Genomic DNA, 18,300 nt, shown 5'->3' with positions numbered 1-18,300 from the left:
CCGGGTGCGCTCCGTGCGCAACGACGTGTTCGTCGCCCACGACTCCGGTCAGGCGTCCAACGACTCCATGTCGACCTCGTAGGCACCCTGCACGATGAACTCCTTGCGTGGCGCTACTTCCGAGCCCATCAGCAGTTCGAACACCTCGGCCGCCGCGGCTCCGTCATCGACCGTCAGCCGGCGCAGGGTGCGCTGGCGCGGATCCATGGTCGTCTCGGCCAACTGGTCGGCATCCATCTCCCCCAGTCCCTTATAACGCTGGATGGGGTCCTTCCAGCGCTGGTTCTTGCGCTTCAACTCGGCCAGTCGACGCTGCAACTCGTCGTCTGAGTAGGTGTAGACGTACTTGTCCATCCCCTTCTTGGGGTTGATCAGTTCGATGCGATGCAGCGGCGGCACAGCCGAGAACACCCGACCGGCGGCCACCAGGTCCGGCATGTACTTGAAGAACAGTGTGGCCAGCAGGCAGCGGATGTGCGCGCCGTCGGAGTCGGCATCGGCCATGAAGATAACCCGGCCGTAGCGGGCGGCGTCGACATCGAACGTACGACCCGAGCCAGCGCCGACGACCTGGATGATCGAGGCACATTCGACGTTCTTGAGCATGTCGCCGACCGACGCCTTCTGGACGTTGAGGATCTTGCCTCGGATCGGCAGCAGCGCCTGATACTCGGAGTCGCGCGCCAACTTCGCCGTGCCCAACGCCGAGTCCCCCTCGACGATGAACAGTTCGGACCGATCGGTGTCGGTCGAGCGACAGTCGGCCAGCTTCGAGGGCAGCGACGACGACTCCAGCGCGTTCTTGCGGCGCTGCGTCTCCCGGTGCTGACGTGCGGCCAACCGCGTCTTGGCAGCACCTGCCACCTTCTCCATCAGCAGTTTGGCTTGCGCCTTCTCGGCCCGCTTGGTGGAGGTGAGGAAGCCCTTGAGTTCACCTGCGACCACCTTGCGTACGCCTGCTCGTACGGCGGGCGTGCCCAGGATCTCCTTGGTCTGACCCTCGAACTGCGGCTCCGCCAGACGTACGGTGACGACCGCCGTCAACCCCTCCAGGACGTCGTCCTTGATGACATCGGAATCACCGGCTTTGAGGGCCTTGCTGGCCCGCATCGCGTCGTTGAACGTCTTGGTGAGTGCGGCCTCGAAGCCCGCGACGTGAGTGCCGCCCTTCGGCGTCGCGATCACGTTCACGAACGAACGCAACTCGGTGTCGTAGCCGCTGCCCCATCGCACCGCGACATCCACCGACAGTTCGCGCTCGACCTCCTGAGGCGTCATCTGCCCCTCGGCGTCCAGCACGGGGACCGTCTCGGCGAAGGTGTCGTTGCCTTGCAGGCGCACGATGTCGGTCACCGGCTCGTCGTGGGCGAGGAACTCCACGAACTCGGCGATGCCACCCGCGTGTCGAAATGACTCCTCGAAGACCTCCGGACCGCGTTCGTCGCGGATCACGATCTCCAGACCCGGCACGATGAACGAGGTCTGCCGAGCGCGTCCCAACAGTCCTTCGATCTCGATCTTGGCGTCCTTGGTGAAGATCTGTCGATCGGGCCAGAACCGCACCCGGGTCCCCGAGCGCGTCTTGGCGACCCGTGCGCCCTTGCGCGACAGGCCGTTTCGCGCTTCGAAGTCTGCCGCCGGCCCCTCCCCTGCGAACACTCCCGAGACACCGCGCCGAAACGAGATGCCCTGCACCGCGGGCGAACGTTCGACGTCGATATCCATCCGTGCGGACAGCGCGTTGACGACCGAGAGCCCGACCCCGTGCAGACCACCGGTCGCGACATAGGAGCCACCACCGAACTTGCCGCCCGCGTGCAGTTTCGTCGCCACGACCTCCACGCCCGGAAGTCCGGTCTTGGGTTCTTTGTCGGTCGGGATGCCTCGGCCGTTGTCGTGCACCTCGATCGAGTCGTCCGCGTGCACGATCACCTCGACCCGGTCCGCCGAACCCGCGAGCGCCTCGTCCACGCCGTTGTCGATGATCTCCCAGACGCAGTGCATCAGGCCGCGGGTGTCCGTCGAACCGATGTACATGCCCGGCCGCTTGCGTACGGCCTCCAGACCCTCCAGAACCAGCAGATGGGCGGCGTTATAGCTGTTGTCGGCGATGACGAAACTCCCAGGTGAAACCGCGTGCGGTGCAGACGTGTGGAACAGGCTCCGAATCTACCCGTGGGCGGCCACGGAACTGCGTACGGCACGCGACACGCCCGACATGCGCCAGCGCGCTGCGATGACATCGCTGGCCTACCGTGAACGGACCAGGAGGCGACGACGGGTCCCGGGGTGTGGAAAACACATGGCGGGGAACCTTCGACGTGATTGGATGAGCACCTTGTGGCTCGCAGCACAGCACACGAGGGTCGGGGAGGGAATCTTTGACCCGAGGACTACGTTGTGGACGACAGAACGAGATGAAAGTGAGGCCGACGTGACCACTGCAGTTGCCCCAAGCGCAGCAGCCCTCAACGCGGGCGACCGTTGCGACCGTTGCGGAGCCCAGGCCTACCTGCGCGTCGAACTCGACGCCGGAGCCGAGTTGCTCTTCTGCGCCCACCACGCCCGCGAGCACGGCGACAAGTTGCGCCAGGTCGCGATCCGCGTGCACGACGAGACGCACAAGTTGGCGGGTCAGCCCGAGAGCTGATCCCCATCCTGGCCGGACCTTCGGCCAACGCTTCCCGGCCCCGGAAATCTCCGGGGCCGGACGCATTTGTGCCTCACGCTGCTCCGGGGGTGCGTATGGGAGGGTGTGCAGCGTGACTCTCACGGACCTCGGTGTCGGCCTTGCCATCCTGGTCGGCATCGTCGGCATCATCGTCCCGGTGCTGCCCGGCACGGTCCTGATCGGCGCGGCTCTGATCGCCTGGGCACTCGAAGTCCAGACCGCCACGGGGTGGACCGTGATGGGCCTTGGCCTCGCACTGTTGGTCATCGGCACCGTCGTGAAGTTCCTGATCCCGGGGCGCGCCATGAAGGCAGCCGTACCGAACAAGACGCTGCTGATCGGCGCGATCTTCGCGATCGCCGGCTTCTTCGTCATCCCGGTCGTGGGCCTGTTCGTCGGGTTCCCGCTCGGCGTCTATGTCGCCGAGCGGGTGCGTGTCGGCGCTGAACAGGCGTGGCCATCCACCAAGGCCGCGCTCAAGGCTGTGGGCGTGAGCATCCTGATCGAACTGATCTTCGCGGTGCTCGCCACTGTCACCTGGATCATCGGCGTCGTCCTCGTGCGATGAACTCCCACTGATGACCGCCGTCCTCCTCGCCCTGTCTGCCGCCTTCGCCTACGGTCTCGGTGACTTCTGCGGCGGCGTCGGCGCCCGGCGTACGTCCGCCTGGTCTGTGGCATTCGTCGCGCAACTCGTCGGCTCCGTCGGACTCCTCGCGGTGGCGCTGGTGCTGGGCGGCGACCCGACGACGGCCGATCACGCCTGGGGCGTGGCCGCCGGTGTCGCCAACGGCGTCGGAACCGCCTTCCTCTACCGAGGCCTCGCCTCGGGGAGGATGGGCGTGGTCGCGCCGCTCTCGGGCGTGAGCGCCGCGCTGATCCCGATCGTCGTCGGCTTCGCCTTGGGCGAGCGACCCACGGCGCTGGCCTGGGTCGGCATGGCGGTCGCAGTTCCGGCGATCTGGCTGGTCTCGCGTGAGCCGGTCGACTCCGAGACCGTCACGGAGTCGACCGGTACGGCGGTCGTGGACGGGCTCCTGGCAGGCACGGGTTTCGGCCTGCTGTTCGTCTTCCTCTCACGCATCGGTGAGGACGCGGGCCTGCTGCCCCTGGCGCTCAACCAGGCCGTGGCCGGCCTCGCCATAGTGGCGGTCGCCCAGATCGTAGGCTCCGCCTGGATTCCGCGAGACGCAGCCAGTCTCTTCGGGGTCGTCGCGGGCACCCTGGCGACGGCTGCGACCGTGGCGTTCCTCTTCGCCACCCATAGCGGGATGCTGAGCATCACCGCGGTGATCACCTCGTTGTATCCAGCGGTGACGGTGCTGCTTGCGATGTCGGTGCTGCGCGAACACGTGCACCGAGGTCAGGCGTACGGTCTGCTGCTCTGCGCGCTGTGCGTCGGGTTGGTCGCGAGTGCTCCCTCTGCTGCGCCCGCCGTCGAGGATCCTCCCCAGACCACCTCCCCCGCACGTGCGAGCACCCAGGCAGCACCGGAGAAGTCCCCCACCCCTCCACCGCGGATCACCCTGCGGGTCGTCGGCGACATCATGCTGGGCCGCGGCGTCGCGGCCGTCTCCGGTGACGACCCCGTCGCGGCGTTGCGCCCCATGGCCAGACACCTGCGCTCGGCAGATCTGACCATCGGCAACCTGGAGAGCACACTGTCCACCCGCGGCACCCCGACCCAGGGTGGCGACTCGTTCGCGGTGCCTGCCTCCGCCATCGACGGCCTGGCTGACGTGGGGATCGATGTCGTCTCGCTCGCCAACAATCACACCGGCGACTACGGCCGCCGAGCCCTGATGGACACGGTCGACGCATTCGACAAGGGGCCCGTACGCGCCTTCGGGGCCGGTCGCGACCTACGCAGCGCGAGTCGACCGGTGATCGTCACGGTCAAGGGTGTGCGGGTCGGCATCACCGGCTTCAACGCCATAGGGGAGACGCCGCGTGCGACTGCGAACTCCCCCGGTGCCCTGTCCGTACGGATGCCACCGCGCACCGGCCCGCTGCATCGAGGCGACCTGCGGCACATGGTGCGGCTCGTCCGACGCCTCGACCGACGCGCCGACATCGTGCTGGTGCTGCCGCATTGGGGCACGCAATACACCCACTCGGCGGAGCCGATCCAACGCGTGGTCGGGCGCCGGCTCATCGCTGCCGGTGCGGATCTGGTCGTGGGCGGGCATCCGCACTGGGTGCAAGGCATCGAGTCCTCTGGGCACGCGGTGTTGGCACATTCGCTGGGCAACCTCGTCTTCGACATGGATTTCATGTCGCAGACCATGGAGGGCATCACCTTGACCGCGACATTCACCGGTGCCCGACTGCGCGGCGTCCGTCTGACTCCCTATCTCCTCGATGAACGATTCGCCCCGCGGATCGCGACCGGGCCGGACCGCGCTCGCATCTTGGGCGACGTCCGTCGGCACAGCCGGGGTTGGTTCGCCACGGGCGCGGGCCTGCGTTGACCAAGACCGACCGGGTCAGCGCAGCCAGGCCAGCAGCAGTCGACCGACGCGATCGAGCTGAGCCCTGCTGACCACGTGCGGCAGGTCCTCAGCGGAGTGATAGCCCGCGTACGACGTGCCGCCCAGACGTACGCCCGGCAATCCGGCGCGCACGAAGGACCAATGGTCGCTGCTGCGCTGACCACTCTCGGCCGCGGCCGACACCCCGATCCGGTCCGCCAGCCTTAGCAGGCGACGCTGCACGGGGTCGGTCTCGCCGGCCGAACCCACCGGCACCGCGTTGCCCACACCGACGCGATCGAGCGAGACCATGGCGCGTACCGAGTCGCGTTGCAGACCGACGAGCGCGCCGACATAGGCGCGTGAACCGTAGTGATGCGCCTCGTCACCCGCGCCACGGGGTTCCTCTGCGCCGAAGGCGACCCAGACGACCGGCAGACGAGTACGCGCGGCAACCACCGCTTCGGCAGCCGCCACGAGCACCCCGATGCCCGACGCGTTGTCCTCGGCCCCCGGTGCCGTCGGCACGGTGTCGAGATGCGCCCCCACAACCAGGTACGGCCTATCCGGGTCGAACCCGGGCGGCTCTGCGATGACATTCTCGCTGTGACCAGCCGGCACCGGCACGCCCCACGAGTTCCCGGCCGGGACTCGCACCTGCTGGCGGCGCACGGCGTACCCCGCACGTGAGAGGCGCCGACTCACCAACTCGGCCGCGCGGTCGTACGCCGGACTCGTCGCCTCACGTGGGCCGATCTCGACCGCCAGCGTCCGCACCAGTGCGTACGCCACTCCCGCATCGAAGTCCTCGGATCGGACCGCCGCCGGTGGGCTCGTCGAAGCCTCGGACGGGGGCGAGTCAGGAGACGGGTCCGACGTCGCGACCGAGCCCCGTGCGCTCGGCGAGGAGGACGGCGCCGGCGTGTTGCTCTCCGGGGTCTCTCCCCCACACGCGTTCGTGGCCGCCACTGCACAGAGCAGGGCGGCCACGAGTCGCGACATGGTCTGCCTTTAGTCCAGGTAGTCGCGCAGGACTTGAGAGCGGCTCGGGTGGCGCAACTTCGACATCGTCTTGGACTCGATCTGGCGGATCCGCTCGCGGGTGACGCCGTAGACCTTGCCGATCTCGTCGAGAGTCTTCGGCTGTCCGTCGGTCAGCCCGAAGCGCATGCTGACCACTCCCGCTTCACGCTCCGACAAGGTGTCGAGTACGGCGTGCAGTTGCTCCTGCAGCAGGGTGAACGACACCGCATCGGCGGGCACGATCGCCTCGGAGTCCTCGATCAGGTCCCCGAATTCCGAGTCGCCGTCCTCGCCCAACGGGGTGTGCAGCGAGATCGGCTCGCGACCGTACTTCTGCACCTCGATGACCTTCTCAGGGGTCATGTCGAGTTCCTTGGCCAACTCCTCCGGCGTGGGCTCGCGACCCAGGTCTTGCAGCATCTGGCGCTGCACGCGGGCCAGCTTGTTGATCACCTCGACCATGTGGACCGGGATGCGGATGGTGCGTGCCTGGTCGGCCATCGCACGGGTGATGGCCTGACGAATCCACCAGGTGGCGTACGTCGAGAACTTGTAGCCCTTGGTGTAGTCGAACTTCTCGACCGCACGGATCAGGCCGAGATTGCCCTCCTGGATCAGGTCGAGAAAGAGCATGCCGCGACCGGTGTAACGCTTGGCCAGCGAGACCACGAGGCGCAGGTTGGCTTCGAGCAGGTGGTTCTTGGCGCGGCGGCCGTCCTCGGCGATCCACTCGTACTCTTCGAGCGTCTTGGCCGCGATCTTGCCGCCCTTGCCGATCTTCTCCTCGGCGAACAGGCCGGCCTCGATCCGGGTGGCCAGCTCGACCTCGAGTTCGGCGTTGAGCAGCGGCACCTTGCCGATCTGCTTCAAGTAGTCCTTGACCGGGTCGGCGGTCGCGCCGGCGACCATGACCTGCTGCTCGGGCTCGCCGGTGTCGTCGCTCGCGGAGACGATGAAGGAGGCCTCCTTCTCGTCCTCCTTGATCGTCGGATCGGCCTTGACGTCCTTCTCGAACTGCTCGTCGGGGATGTCGGGCAGCACCTTCTTGCCGTCCGGGCCCACCTGCACGGTGGCCTCGTCCACGGCTGGTTCGGCAGCAGCGGTCTTCTTGGCCGGGGCTTTCTTGGCCGGGGCTTTCTTCGCCGGGGCCTTCTTGGCCGGAGTAGCGGTGGCGTTCGCCGCTGCCTTCTTCTCCGCTGCCTTCTTCGCCGCCGGCGCCGACTCAGCGGCAGCCTTGGCCGGAGCCTTCTTGGCCGGAGCCTTCGCGGCCGGGGCCTTCGCGGCCGGGGCCTTCGCGGCCGGGGCCTTCTTGGCGGTGGTCGCCTTGGTGGTCGCCGCGGCCTTCTTGGCGCTCGTCGCGGCCACGGCGCGCTCGTCTCCCGGCGGCAGCGCAACCTCGATGCCCTGCGCAGTCACGAGGTCCATCAACGCACGCAGTTGGCGAGGTGCCAACTGGGCCTCGTCGGCAGCCGCGCGCAACTGCGCCGGAGTGAGTGAGCCCTTCTCGGCTCCTAGGGCAAGAAGCCCCTCGATTGCCTGGTGCTGCAGCGCCGAGGCGGGAAGTTCTGTGCGCACGTGCGAAGTCACGAACACCTCTCGTGAGGACTTTGGGGCGCGGCAGGGCCCGGTGACGTCAAGAGCCGCGTCGCAATCATGCCACGCCTGCCCAACGGTTCGAACATCGCGGTACGCGAACGTTCGGCAGGCTCGCGCCCACCCAGCACAGGTCGTGAGGTCAGCGCTCGGTTCAGGCCTTGACTGCGAGCACGGGACACTCGGCGTCGAGCAGAATCCGCTGCGCGTTGGAACCCAGAATCAGCTTGCCGACCGGTGATCGCCGACGCAGGCCGATGACGATCAGGTCGGCCTCACCGGCGTCGGCCAGCGCGATCAAGTCCTCACTGGGCTCGAAGCCGCGGACGAGTTGGCGCACTTCGTATTCGACGCCGGAAGCCTTGAGCTGAGACTCGACCCGTTCCATCTCGGCATCGGCTGCCGTAGACGCCCCACCGTCGAAGGAGGTCCCACCCCGGTGGCTGTTGGCCACGATGAGCTTGGAGTTGCGCAGCTTGGCCTCCTCGATGCCGCGGGCCAAGGCAGCCTCACCCTCGGGCTTGGCGACATAGCCGACAACGATCGCTCCCATGTGAACTCCTCCTGGTCCTGAGCCGGTCTGGCCTCTCGTCAAACCTAGCCGAAGCCACGCCTCGCCGGGGAGGTTGTGGAGAACGAAACGCCGTCGCCGGTGCTGCGGGCAGGGTGGACACATGAAACGGCGGATCTATCACTGGCCCAGCAGGTCGGCGTGGCACGCCCGGGTTCGGGCGGCCTACCTCGCCGGGCGTCGTCGGGCCCCCGCCGTGGTCAGCGTGGGACACCCCGCGCATACCTGGCTCAGCGCACCCGCCGAACACCCGCTGCATGACCTCGCCAGCCGTACCGACGTGCTCGTCGGACTCCTGCTGGCCCTCGGCGACGAGGAGTCGGTCGCCGTGTGGCTGACCCGGCCGGGGGAACAGGTTCCGACGTCCCTGGACGCTGCCTGGGCGGCGGCCACGCTGATGGCCTCGCGGGAGGTATCTCGCCGGTGTGAGTTCTTCGTGGTGACCCGCCACTCATGGACGCACCTGGCCAGTGGTGACGGTCGGCGATGGCGACGGCTACGCGCGTGAGTCAGGCCCAGGTGTGCACCGGCTCGTTGGTATGCATGTTCTGGCGGTATTCCTCCAAGGTCGCACGCAGAGCGTCGTAGGTCTCCAGGTCTGTGTGGGTGGCCATCTTGTCCACGAACCACTCTGCCCCGTTCTTCCCGGTCAGGCAGCGTTGCTCGATGACTCCCAGGTAGCGATCTCGCTCCTGGGCAGTGGCGCCCCACTTCTCCAGGCCCTCGTGCGCCAGCGGCAGCAGCCTGCGCAGCACCAGTTCTGTGGCGCGCACCTGACCGATGCCCGGCCAATACAACTGGGCCTCGATGCCCTGTTGCGCGGCGACATGGAAGTTCTCCTCCGCGGCGCTGAATGACATCTGCGACCAGACCGGCCGCTCCCCCTCGGCAAGCGCACGCACCAGGCCGAAATAGAACGCCGCGTTGGCAATCATGTCGACACAAGTCGGGCCGGCCGCGAGGATGCGGTTCTCGACGCGAAGGTGCGGGACACCGTCGGAAATGTCGTACACCGGTCGGTTCCAGCGATAGATGGTGCCGTTGTGCAGCCGCAACTCATGCAACTGCGGGGTGCCGCCGGATTCCAACACCTCGAGGGGATCCTCCTCGTCGGTGATGGGCAGCAACGCTGGGAAGTAGCGCACGTTCTCCTCGAAGAGGTCGAACACCGAAGTGATCCAGCGTTCGCCGAACCACACCCGAGGGCGTACGCCCTGAGCCTTGAGTTCCTCGCTGCGGGTGTCCGCGGCCTGCTCGAACAGCGGGATCCGCGTCTCACGCCACAACTGCTTGCCGAGCAGGTAGGGGGCATTCGCCGCCAGCGCGACCTGGACCCCGGCGATGACCTGCGAAGCGTTCCAATAGTCGGCAAAGTCCTCGGGCGAGGTCTGCACGTGGAACTGAGTGGACGTGCAGGCCGCTTCCGGAAGGATCGAGTCGGCCGTGGCCTGGAGCCGGTCTGTCCCGCTGATCGAGATCTCGATGTCCTCCCCGCGCGCATTCAGGATCTGCTCGCTGAGCAACTTGTAGCGTGGATTCGCACTGATGCTCGACGGCGCCATATGTCCCTCGGCCAGGGTCGGGAGGATCCCGATCATCACCAGGTGTGCCCCCACCTCGGCCGAGCGTTCCTCGGCATGATTGAGGCTCTGTCTGAGGCTGTCTTCGAAAGTGGTCAGCCCGCCCTCTCTCAGTTTGGCCGGCTCCGCATTCATCTCGATGTTGAACTGCCCCAACTCGGTCTGGAAGGCCGGTGAGGCGATCGCCTCGAGCGCCTCGGCGTTCTTCAGCGCCGGGTCACCCGCGTCGTCGACGAGGTTGAGTTCGACCTCGAGTCCGGTCATCGGGTCGTCGGTGTCGAATCGACTTTCGCGCAACATCCGCGCGAAGACATCGAGACACCGTCGCACCTTCTCCCGGTGGCGGGTTCGGTCAGCGCGAGTGAACTGCTGGGCGTCGACTTCTTCTCCCATGCATGCACCCTAGTGCTCTCACGCGTACGCCAGCCCTCGTCTCAGTGCGGTCGAGCCGCCCCGAACGGCGACCTGCTCAGGCCGGCTGCGCGGGCAGCCCCTGGGTGCGCAGGTCATCCCAGACGGACGGATTGATCGCATGCTCGAGAGCGTCGGTGAGTAGCACAGCCAGCGAGTAGCCCGACTCTGCCTGCTCGGCGACCTTCACCGCTGCCCAGGCCAGGGCGCCATCGCCATTGAGCCACGCCGCGAACCCGGTCAGGGCAGCGGGTGCTGCGCGCACCTCGGGTGGCGCGCTGGTGGCGACATGGCGCCAGAAGTCGACCTGGTCGCGCGCATCGGCGCGTGTCAAGCGTACGAGTGCGGCGTCGCGGATCCGCAGGTCACGCAACGCGAGGAGGAGTCGGGCGACCTCCTCTGGCGTGGGCACCCGACGTCGGGCGGTGCACTCAGCGACCAGCGCGAGACTCCAGTGCTCGAGCGCGACCTGCGCCGTGTTCTGGATCGAATCGACTCGTGACGCCAACTTGGCATCGACGACCTCCATCCGCTGCGGATCCGGAGAAAGGGTCTGCTCCATCTCCTCGCGTGACGCGTGAATGACCTTTCCGCGAAGCACGGCTGCGGCGTGGAACGGGTGGTCGGAGAGGTCGTAGCGTCGCGCAGACCCGCGCCCGTGGTCGACCGACAGCGGCCACCAGTGCTGACCGTCGGCAAGCAGGGAATCCCGGACGAGTACGCCGTGCGACTCCAGTGCCCTCCCCACGGCCAGGACACACGACTCCCCGGCCCCAGGTCTGGACGTGATCGCCACCAGGATGACCTCGATCAGGCCGTGCTGCAGGACCGGACCCACGAGCGCCTGGACGAACTCTGTGGGCGGGCCGGAGTTGGGAACGCTCAGGTCCGGCAGGGTGATCCGTGCGTGGAAGGAATCCGGCCCCCGCAAGGACAGCAGGATCAACGATTCTTGCGGCGCGAACCCGAGGGTCATCGGGATCAGCGCCAGGACGTCTTCGGGAGTGCGGACAGTGAGTGAATTGATCATGAGCCGAGGCTTGCCCGGCCCACGGACGTTATCCGCCTGGGAGCGACGGCCCTGTGCATAACGTGGCGCGAGGTCGCGCCTGTGGACGACAAGTGGCGAATTGCGGCTAGTTTCGACCCGTGAGGTCGCAGGCGTCGGTGATGCACCTGGACCTCGATGCCTTCTTCGCCGCCGTGGAACAGCGAGACAAGCCCTCGCTGCGTGGCAAGCCGGTCGTCGTCGGCGGTGTCGGAGGCCGAGGTGTCGTGGCCACCGCGTCCTACGAAGCCCGCCACTACGGGGTGCGCTCGGCGATGTCGACCCGGGAGGCTCGCTCACGCTGTCCGCATGCCGCGTACCTGACCGGGCGCTTCCACGCCTACCGCGAGACCAGCGAACTCGTGATGGGCCTGCTGCGCTCGATCTCGCCTTTGGTCGAGCCACTCTCGCTGGACGAGGCGTTCGTCGACCTGGAAGGTGCCGACCTGCCCGACCTGTCGACCGCGACCGTACGTGCGTTGGCCGACCAGGTCCGCGCCGACGTGTCCCGGATCACCGGCGGACTCACCGCGTCGGTCGGACTGGCGAGTTCGAAGTTCCTGGCCAAGGTCGCCAGCGAACTGGAGAAGCCCGACGGTCTGGTCGTGGTGGAGCCCGGCACGGAGTTGGACCTCCTGCGCCCGATGCACGTCAGCGTGATCCCAGGCGTCGGACCCGCAACAGTGGAGCGCCTGCGCCGGGCCGGACTGCACCACGTGGACGACCTCCAGGCGGTCAGCGAGCAGGAACTCGTACGCCTGCTCGGCAACGCCCACGGCCACGGCCTGCACCAACTCGCGCACGCGCGCGACGACCGCCCCGTGGTGCCCGAACGCGAGACCAAGTCCGTCAGCGTCGAAGGCACCTATGAGACGGATCTGACCGACCGTCGCGTGATGGAGGGCCTGCTGACGCGACAGGCCGAGCAGGTGGCAGGGCGGCTGCGCAAGAGTGCGCTGTCGGGGCGCACCGTGACCTTGAAGGTGCGTCTGCACGACTTCACCACCTTGAGCCGTTCGGTCACCCTGCCCGCTCCCACCGACCACGGCCCGGTGATCGCCCGCCAGGCGCGCACCCTCCTGGCGGACGTCGACACCTCGGGAGGGGTACGCCTCCTCGGGGTCGGGGTGTCCGGACTGGCCGACTGGATCCAGGAGGAACTCTTCGCCGACGAGCAGGCCCCCGAGGAGGAGCCCGAGCCCGTCGAGTTGCCGCGACGCCTCGTGACCTGGGCGCCTGGCGTGGATGTGGTGCACGACGAGCACGGCCGCGGCTGGGTCTGGGGCTCCGGTCGAGGCGTCGTGACCGTACGTTTCGAGACCCGAGACACCCCACCCGGCCCGGTCCGCTCGTTCCCGGTCGAGGATCCGAGCCTGCATCTGTTCGCGTGGAAGGACGAGTCAGGCCCGGGCGAATAACAGCCGCTCACCCGGCCGAGTCTGCGCGCACAGTGCCAGGTCTCGTGGATCCACCACCGCGACGACCGGGTAGCCGCCGGTGACGGGATGGTCGTGCAGGAAGATCAGCGGGTGTCCGTCGGGAGGCACCTGGATGCCGCCCAGGATCACTCCCTCGCTGGCCAGTTCACGAGTGTGGGCACGTACGAGCGCCGGACCGTCGAGGCGGACCCCGATCCGATCAGAGTCGTGCGACACGACGTACGTCCCCGTCACGAGTGCGCCGATCGGGTCGACACACCAGCCTTCGCGCGGGCCGGGGTGAAGGCGGGCGAACTTGGGCACCGAGAGCGGCGCCGCGTCGACGGCGCGGGGATGCCCGGACGGGCCGAGGGGCAGCCGGGTTCCGGGTTGCGGCACCGGTGGCCCGGTCCACGAGAGCGTGTCGGTGGCGCGTGAGCCGAGCACGGCTGGCACGACGATCCCGCCGGCGAAGGCAACGTACGAACGCATCCCCGACGTGGGCGTGCCGAGCGAGACCTCGACCCCGGCAGGCAGTGTGATCGGCAGGGCGTTGGCGCGCGCTCTGCCGTCGACCTGCACCGCGCAGGGGGCTCCGGTGACCGCCACCGTGACCGCGCGGTCGACGCGGAACCGCAGGCCACCAAGCGTCGTCTCCAGCAGGGCGGCGGTCTCGGCGTTGCCGACCAGGCGGTTGGCCAGTGCTGCGGCGGGCGCGTCGACCGGTCCGGCCGTGGGGACACCCAGATGCGCGTAGCCGTGGCGCCCCAGGTCCTGGACGGTCGTCAGCAGCCCGGTGGCAAGGACAGTGATCACGACGCCCCGCACAGTCGTACCCGGGTGCCGGGGGCCAACAACGCCGGGGTGGAGCGGTCCGCGTCCCACAAGACGGCGGTCGTGTGCCCAAGGAGTCTCCAGCCGCCAGGCGATGAGCGTGGATAGATCCCGCACCACCGGTCGGCCACCGCGACGGAGCCGGCCGGCACCTTGGTGCGCGGTCGCGCCAGCCGCGGCACTGCCCACCCGTCCGCGAGTCCGGAGAGGTAGGCGAAGCCGGGAGCAAATCCGCAGAAGGCACTCACCAGTTCCACACTCTCCAAGCGGGCGATCGCGGCTTGAACGGTGAGGCCCCATCGGTGCGCCACCCAGTCCAGATCGGCGCCGTCCCACACCACCTCGATCCGCTCCAGAGGGGCAGGTGATGGCCAATCGGTCGACGCGGCGCCAGCCTCCGCCAGTGCGCCGATCTCCTCACGCGAGAGCAACAACCCCGATAACAGGACGGTCCTGGCACCAGAGACGACGTCACGTGCCGCTCCGGACGTACGCAGCCCGCGCGCGAGCGCGAGCGCACTCGCCGTGTCGTCCACTTCGAGCAGGACAGCGTCGGGTCCGGCCGGTCGCCACACGAGGGGTGTCACCAGCACGTCTCCAGACCGATACCCCGCGAGGTCAGCGCGTCGCGAATGAGCCGAGCATGCTCCACCGCCCCGGGATTGTCACCGTGTACGCACAAAGAGTCGACCCGGCCCGCCAGTCGCAGCGCCTGCCCGACGATCTCCTCGGCAACGCTGATCACCGCGCCCGGCTGATCGCGCGACACCAGCCCGCCGTGGCCGTCGTACGCCCTGTCGGGAAAGCCTTCCAGCCGGGTGACTCGTCCCTGTTCGCGCGCCAGGCTCAGGATCCGAGCCCCCGGCATGCCCAACACCGGCAACAGGCCCGAACCCGCCAGCACCGCCGCCGCCTGGTCCGGATCTCGCGCCACCCGGTGATACAGCGCGCCGTGTGGTTTGACGTACGCCACCGCTCCCCCGGCTTGCACCGCCAGGGCTGAGAGCATCTCGACCTGGTCGGCGATCTGCTCGCGCAGCACGTCCGGGGCCACGTCGCGCGCGACCCGGCCGAAGTTCTCGCGATCGACATAGGACACCTGCGCACCGATCGCGACTCCGCGCTCGACCGCCAAGGCGCAGACCGTTCGCATGATGCTCACCGTGCCCGCGTGGGCGCCGCACGCGACATTGGCCGACGTCACGACCTGCAGGAGCGCGGCGTCGTCGGTGATCTCCTCGCCGAGGTCGGCGTTGAGGTCTACCCGCTGAGATCCAGGCTCCACAGAGAGCACGCTAACGTCACCGGCGTGCAGCCTCCCGTCGCCGAGCCGAAGCCCGTCACCACCACCCATCACGGTCGCGAGCGCATCGACGCGTACGACTGGTTGCGCGCCAAGGACGATCCCGCCGTGTTGGCCTACCTCGAAGCCGAGAACGTGTACACCGAGGAACGCACCGCCCACCTGGCCGACCTGCGGGGGCGGATCTTCGACGAGATCAAGGCCCGCACCCAGGAGACCGACCTCTCCGTCCCGGTGCGCAACCGCGGCTACTGGTGGTATTCACGCTCCTTCGAGGGCAAGGAATACGGCGCCTCATGCCGGGTGCCGGTCACCGACCCGGACGACTGGACCCCGCCGTCGCCGGCGGAGGACGCCGCCCCCGACCGGCCCGCGCTGCCGGGCGAGGAGGTGCTGCTCGATCTCAACGAACTAGCGGAGGGGCACGAGTTCTTCTCGATGGGCGGCTCGTCTCTGAGCCTGGACGGAAGGATCCTGGCGTACTCCACCGACACGACCGGTGATGAACGCTTCACCGTCCGTTTCACACAGCTCCAGACGGGCGAACTCCTCGACGACACCATTACCGGCGTGCTGGGCGGAGTCACCTGGGCGCGCGACGGGTCGTGCTACTACACGACCGTCGACGACTCCTGGCGCAGCGACAAGGTCTGGAGACACGTGCTCGGCACCGCTGCATCCGAGGACGAGTTGGTGTTCCACGAGCCGGACGGTCGCTTCTGGGTCGGCGTCGGCCGTACGCGCAGCAACCGCTTCCTGGTGATCGCCGCGGGCTCCAAGACCACGTCGGAATATCGCTTCCTCGACCAGGATGCGCCAGACGAGGGCTGGCGGGTCTTCGAGCCGCGCAGCGAGGGCGTCGAATACTCCCTCGAACACGCTGTCATCGGCGGCGATGACGTCTTCTTGGTGCTACACAACAGTGCGGGAGCCGACTTCGAGATCGGGCGCACTGCCTGCCTGCCGACGCCTCGGGCCGACTGGACTCCCCTGGTGGCGTACGACCCCACGGTGCGCCTTGAGGACGTCGACGCGTTCGCCGGTCACCTGGTGATCCACCAGCGCAGCGCCGGACTGACCCAGTTGCGCATTATCGAGCTGGCCGACGACGCTCTGGGCGAGGACGCTCTGGGCGAGGACTATCTGGTCGCGTTCGAGGACGAGGTCTACACGATCGGTTCGGGCGGGAGCCCCGACTTTCACCAACCGATCGTCCGTTTGGGCTACACGACCATGGCAACGCCGCCGTCGATCTACGACTACGACGTGCGCGACCGCTCGCTGACGCTGCGCAAACAGTCGCCAGTGCTGGGTGACTACGACCCCGACGCGTACGAGCAGCATCGCCTGTGGGCTACCGCCCCGGACGGTGAGCAGGTGCCGATCTCGCTGGTCTGTCATCGAGATGCCCGAGCACAGGCACGTCCGGTGCCGCTGCTGCTCTACGGCTACGGCGCGTACGAGGCCTCGATCGATCCCTACTTCTCGGTGGCGCGGCTGTCCCTGCTCGACCGCGGCGGGGCCTTCGCGATCGCTCACATCCGAGGCGGCGGGGAAATGGGTCGCCGGTGGTACGACGACGGCAAACTCGCGCACAAATCCCATACCTTCACCGACTTCATCGCCTGCGGCGAGCATCTGGTCGAGACCGGGTGGACCACGCGCGAGCACCTCGTGGCCGAAGGTGGGTCGGCGGGCGGACTGCTGATCGGTGCGGTCGCCAACCTCGCACCCGACCTGTGTGGCGGCCTGGTCGCCCAGGTGCCGTTCGTCGACACGCTCACGTCGATGCTCGATCCGACGTTGCCTTTGACCATCACCGAATACGAGGAATGGGGCAACCCCACCGACGACGTCGAGGCGTACGACCTGATCGCGAGCTATGCGCCCTACGACAACGTGGCTTCGCTCGACTACCCGCCGATCCTGGCCGAGACGTCGCTGCACGACACCCGCGTCCTCTACGTCGAACCTGCCAAGTGGATCGCCAGGCTGCGCGCGACTGCTGTCGGCAGGCGCGACTTCCTCTTGCGTACGGAGATGTCCGCCGGTCACGGTGGGGTGAGTGGGCGCTACAAGTCCTGGCACGACCGGGCTCGGACGCTGGCCTGGATCCTGGAGCGGATGGGCCTGTCCGGGGTGAATCCAAGAGTTCCCTGAGATTCCTGCCGTGCGGCAACTCTGGGGGTTTCCCACACGTCTTCTCGGGTGACGACGAAGTGAGCGGCGGAACAACCTGCACGCTTTCGACGTTGTCACTATCCGTAGTACTTCCCCGGCTCGGGCCGGGCATGCAGGAGGAGGGCCCTGATGACCACCACCGCCACGCGACCGACCACCCGCGAGATCGAAGGTCGCGACAGCGTCGGTCTCTACCTCGACGAGATCGCCCGCAACCCATTGCTGGACGCGGCTCTCGAGGTCGAACTCTCCAAGACGATCGAAGCCGGCCTGATGGCCGAACACCTGCTGCGCGAAGGCCGCGTCGGTCGCCGCAAGGGCGGTGCCCCGGGCCGTGCCACCCAGGAGGAGCTTGAGTGGCTGGCCGAAGAGGGCCGCAAGGCCGTCGACACGTTCATCGAATCCAACCTGCGCCTGGTCGTGTCGATCGCGCGCAAGTACGGCCGCTCCGCGATGCCGATGCTCGACCTGATCCAGGAGGGCAATACCGGGCTGATCCGTGCAGTCGAGAAGTTCGACTACACCAAGGGCTACAAGTTCTCCACGTACGCGACCTGGTGGGTCCGTCAGGCCATCACGCGCGGCATCGCCCAGCAGGCCCGAGTCGTACGCCTGCCTGTGCACGTGGTCGAGGAGCTCAACCAGGTCAGCAGCGCGCGACGCACCCTGGAGCGTCAGCTCGGCCGTGACCCGGAGCCCGAGGAGATCGCGACCGAGTTGGGCATGGAGGTCGAGCGCGTGCTCGACCTGCTCGCCTGGGGACGCGATCACGTCTCGCTCGACACCCCCGTCGACGAGGACGGGGACACCTCGCTGGGCGACTTGATGGCCCAGGAGAGCGCGCCCGGTCCCGACGCGACGGTGCTCTCGGTCGAGGCGCGCGAGCGACTCGACAGCCTGGTCGGCCAGCTCGACGAGCGGGCCGCCGACATCATCCGGGCGCGCTATGGCCTGGTCGACGGCCGCCAGCACAAGCTCGCCGACATCGGCGTCAAGCACGGCATCTCGGCAGAGCGCGTACGACAGCTCGAGCGCGAAGCGCTGCAGAAGTTGCGCCGCTTGGGAGACCCCGACCTCGCTGCTTGAGCAAAGCGCCACCGCCGGAGGTGGACCGAGCCACGAGGCCCGCGCGGGTCACCCCACATGACCTGCGCCTTCCGAAGACCTGCCGGAGCGAAAGTGACCAACCCATGGGT

Annotated in this window: 16 protein-coding genes; 7 read left to right on the top strand and 9 right to left on the bottom strand. The window is 68.0% G+C overall.

All coding sequences use genetic code 11. The annotated features are described in order from the left end of the window. Nucleotides 1-48 precede the first annotated feature (48 nt). Nucleotides 49-2,112: a DNA topoisomerase IV subunit B gene (locus V9G04_06165; GenBank protein MEI2712879.1), complete on the bottom strand. Its 2,064-nt coding sequence runs from the start codon at nt 2,110-2,112 to the stop codon at nt 49-51. A gap of 322 nt (nt 2,113-2,434) precedes the next feature. Here V9G04_06165 and V9G04_06160 point away from each other — a divergent pair, with 322 nt between their 5' ends. From V9G04_06160 to V9G04_06150, 3 genes are all read left to right on the top strand, one after another. After that, nucleotides 2,435-2,650, top strand: coding sequence for a hypothetical protein (locus V9G04_06160; protein ID MEI2712878.1), 216 nt, complete (start codon nt 2,435-2,437; stop codon nt 2,648-2,650). Between the two features lie 112 nt (nt 2,651-2,762). Then, nucleotides 2,763-3,239 carry a DUF456 domain-containing protein gene (locus tag V9G04_06155; GenBank protein ID MEI2712877.1) on the top strand — a complete coding sequence of 159 codons (477 nt, stop codon included), beginning with the start codon at nt 2,763-2,765 and terminating at the stop codon, nt 3,237-3,239. 10 nt (nt 3,240-3,249) lie between these two features. After that, a complete protein-coding gene (locus V9G04_06150) occupies nt 3,250-5,142 on the top strand; it encodes a CapA family protein (protein ID MEI2712876.1) in 1,893 nt (630 codons plus the stop codon). A gap of 15 nt (nt 5,143-5,157) precedes the next feature. Here the strand turns inward: V9G04_06150 and V9G04_06145 are convergent, their stop codons facing one another. From V9G04_06145 to V9G04_06135, 3 genes are all read right to left on the bottom strand, one after another. Then, nucleotides 5,158-6,144: a M28 family peptidase gene (locus V9G04_06145; protein ID MEI2712875.1), complete on the bottom strand. Its 987-nt coding sequence runs from the start codon at nt 6,142-6,144 to the stop codon at nt 5,158-5,160. Nucleotides 6,145-6,153: 9 nt separating this feature from the next. Beyond that, complete coding sequence (locus V9G04_06140) at nt 6,154-7,758, bottom strand: RNA polymerase sigma factor (protein ID MEI2712874.1); 1,605 nt, start codon at nt 7,756-7,758, stop codon at nt 6,154-6,156. Between the two features lie 154 nt (nt 7,759-7,912). Further along, nucleotides 7,913-8,311: a universal stress protein gene (locus tag V9G04_06135; GenBank protein ID MEI2712873.1), complete on the bottom strand. Its 399-nt coding sequence runs from the start codon at nt 8,309-8,311 to the stop codon at nt 7,913-7,915. 121 nt (nt 8,312-8,432) lie between these two features. Here V9G04_06135 and V9G04_06130 point away from each other — a divergent pair, with 121 nt between their 5' ends. Further along, nucleotides 8,433-8,837 (top strand): hypothetical protein, encoded by a 405-nt coding sequence (locus V9G04_06130; protein ID MEI2712872.1) that lies wholly within the window; start codon nt 8,433-8,435, stop codon nt 8,835-8,837. Between the two features lies 1 nt (nt 8,838). Here V9G04_06130 and V9G04_06125 read toward each other — a convergent pair whose 3' ends face one another. After that, nucleotides 8,839-10,302 carry a glutamate--cysteine ligase gene (locus V9G04_06125; GenBank protein MEI2712871.1) on the bottom strand — a complete coding sequence of 488 codons (1,464 nt, stop codon included), beginning with the start codon at nt 10,300-10,302 and terminating at the stop codon, nt 8,839-8,841. A gap of 76 nt (nt 10,303-10,378) precedes the next feature. Next, a complete protein-coding gene (locus V9G04_06120; GenBank protein ID MEI2712870.1) occupies nt 10,379-11,350 on the bottom strand; it encodes a DUF4192 domain-containing protein in 972 nt (323 codons plus the stop codon). A gap of 119 nt (nt 11,351-11,469) precedes the next feature. On the opposite strand from V9G04_06120, the gene V9G04_06115 reads away from it, so the two are divergent. Continuing rightward, on the top strand, nt 11,470-12,786 hold the full coding sequence (locus tag V9G04_06115; GenBank protein ID MEI2712869.1) for a DNA polymerase IV: 1,317 nt from the start codon (nt 11,470-11,472) through the stop codon (nt 12,784-12,786). On the opposite strand, the gene V9G04_06110 is transcribed toward V9G04_06115, so the two are convergent. The 3 genes from V9G04_06110 to V9G04_06100 are packed head-to-tail and all read right to left on the bottom strand — an operon-like array spanning nt 12,769 to nt 14,905. Next, nucleotides 12,769-13,602, bottom strand: a complete 834-nt coding sequence (locus V9G04_06110) for a biotin-dependent carboxyltransferase family protein (protein MEI2712868.1) — start codon at nt 13,600-13,602, stop codon at nt 12,769-12,771. The two genes, V9G04_06115 and V9G04_06110, sit on opposite strands and share 18 nt — an antisense overlap. Next, nucleotides 13,599-14,213: a carboxyltransferase domain-containing protein gene (locus V9G04_06105; protein ID MEI2712867.1), complete on the bottom strand. Its 615-nt coding sequence runs from the start codon at nt 14,211-14,213 to the stop codon at nt 13,599-13,601. Before V9G04_06105 ends, V9G04_06110 begins: the two co-directional genes overlap by 4 nt. Then, a complete protein-coding gene (locus V9G04_06100; GenBank protein ID MEI2712866.1) occupies nt 14,204-14,905 on the bottom strand; it encodes a 5-oxoprolinase subunit PxpA in 702 nt (233 codons plus the stop codon). Before V9G04_06100 ends, V9G04_06105 begins: the two co-directional genes overlap by 10 nt. A 24-nt stretch (nt 14,906-14,929) precedes the next feature. Between V9G04_06100 and V9G04_06095 the strand changes: the two genes are divergently transcribed. Then, nucleotides 14,930-17,083, top strand: a complete 2,154-nt coding sequence (locus V9G04_06095; GenBank protein MEI2712865.1) for a S9 family peptidase — start codon at nt 14,930-14,932, stop codon at nt 17,081-17,083. 150 nt (nt 17,084-17,233) lie between these two features. Beyond that, nucleotides 17,234-18,190, top strand: a complete 957-nt coding sequence (locus V9G04_06090) for a sigma-70 family RNA polymerase sigma factor (protein MEI2712864.1) — start codon at nt 17,234-17,236, stop codon at nt 18,188-18,190. Nucleotides 18,191-18,300 lie beyond the last annotated feature (110 nt).

Origin of the sequence: Nocardioides sp. (assembly GCA_037045645.1) — a bacterium.
In the GTDB taxonomy this organism is placed as follows: Bacteria; Actinomycetota; Actinomycetes; order Propionibacteriales; family Nocardioidaceae; genus Nocardioides.
Note: the sequence above shows the minus strand (reverse complement) of the source record. Positions and strands in the feature narration are given on the sequence as shown.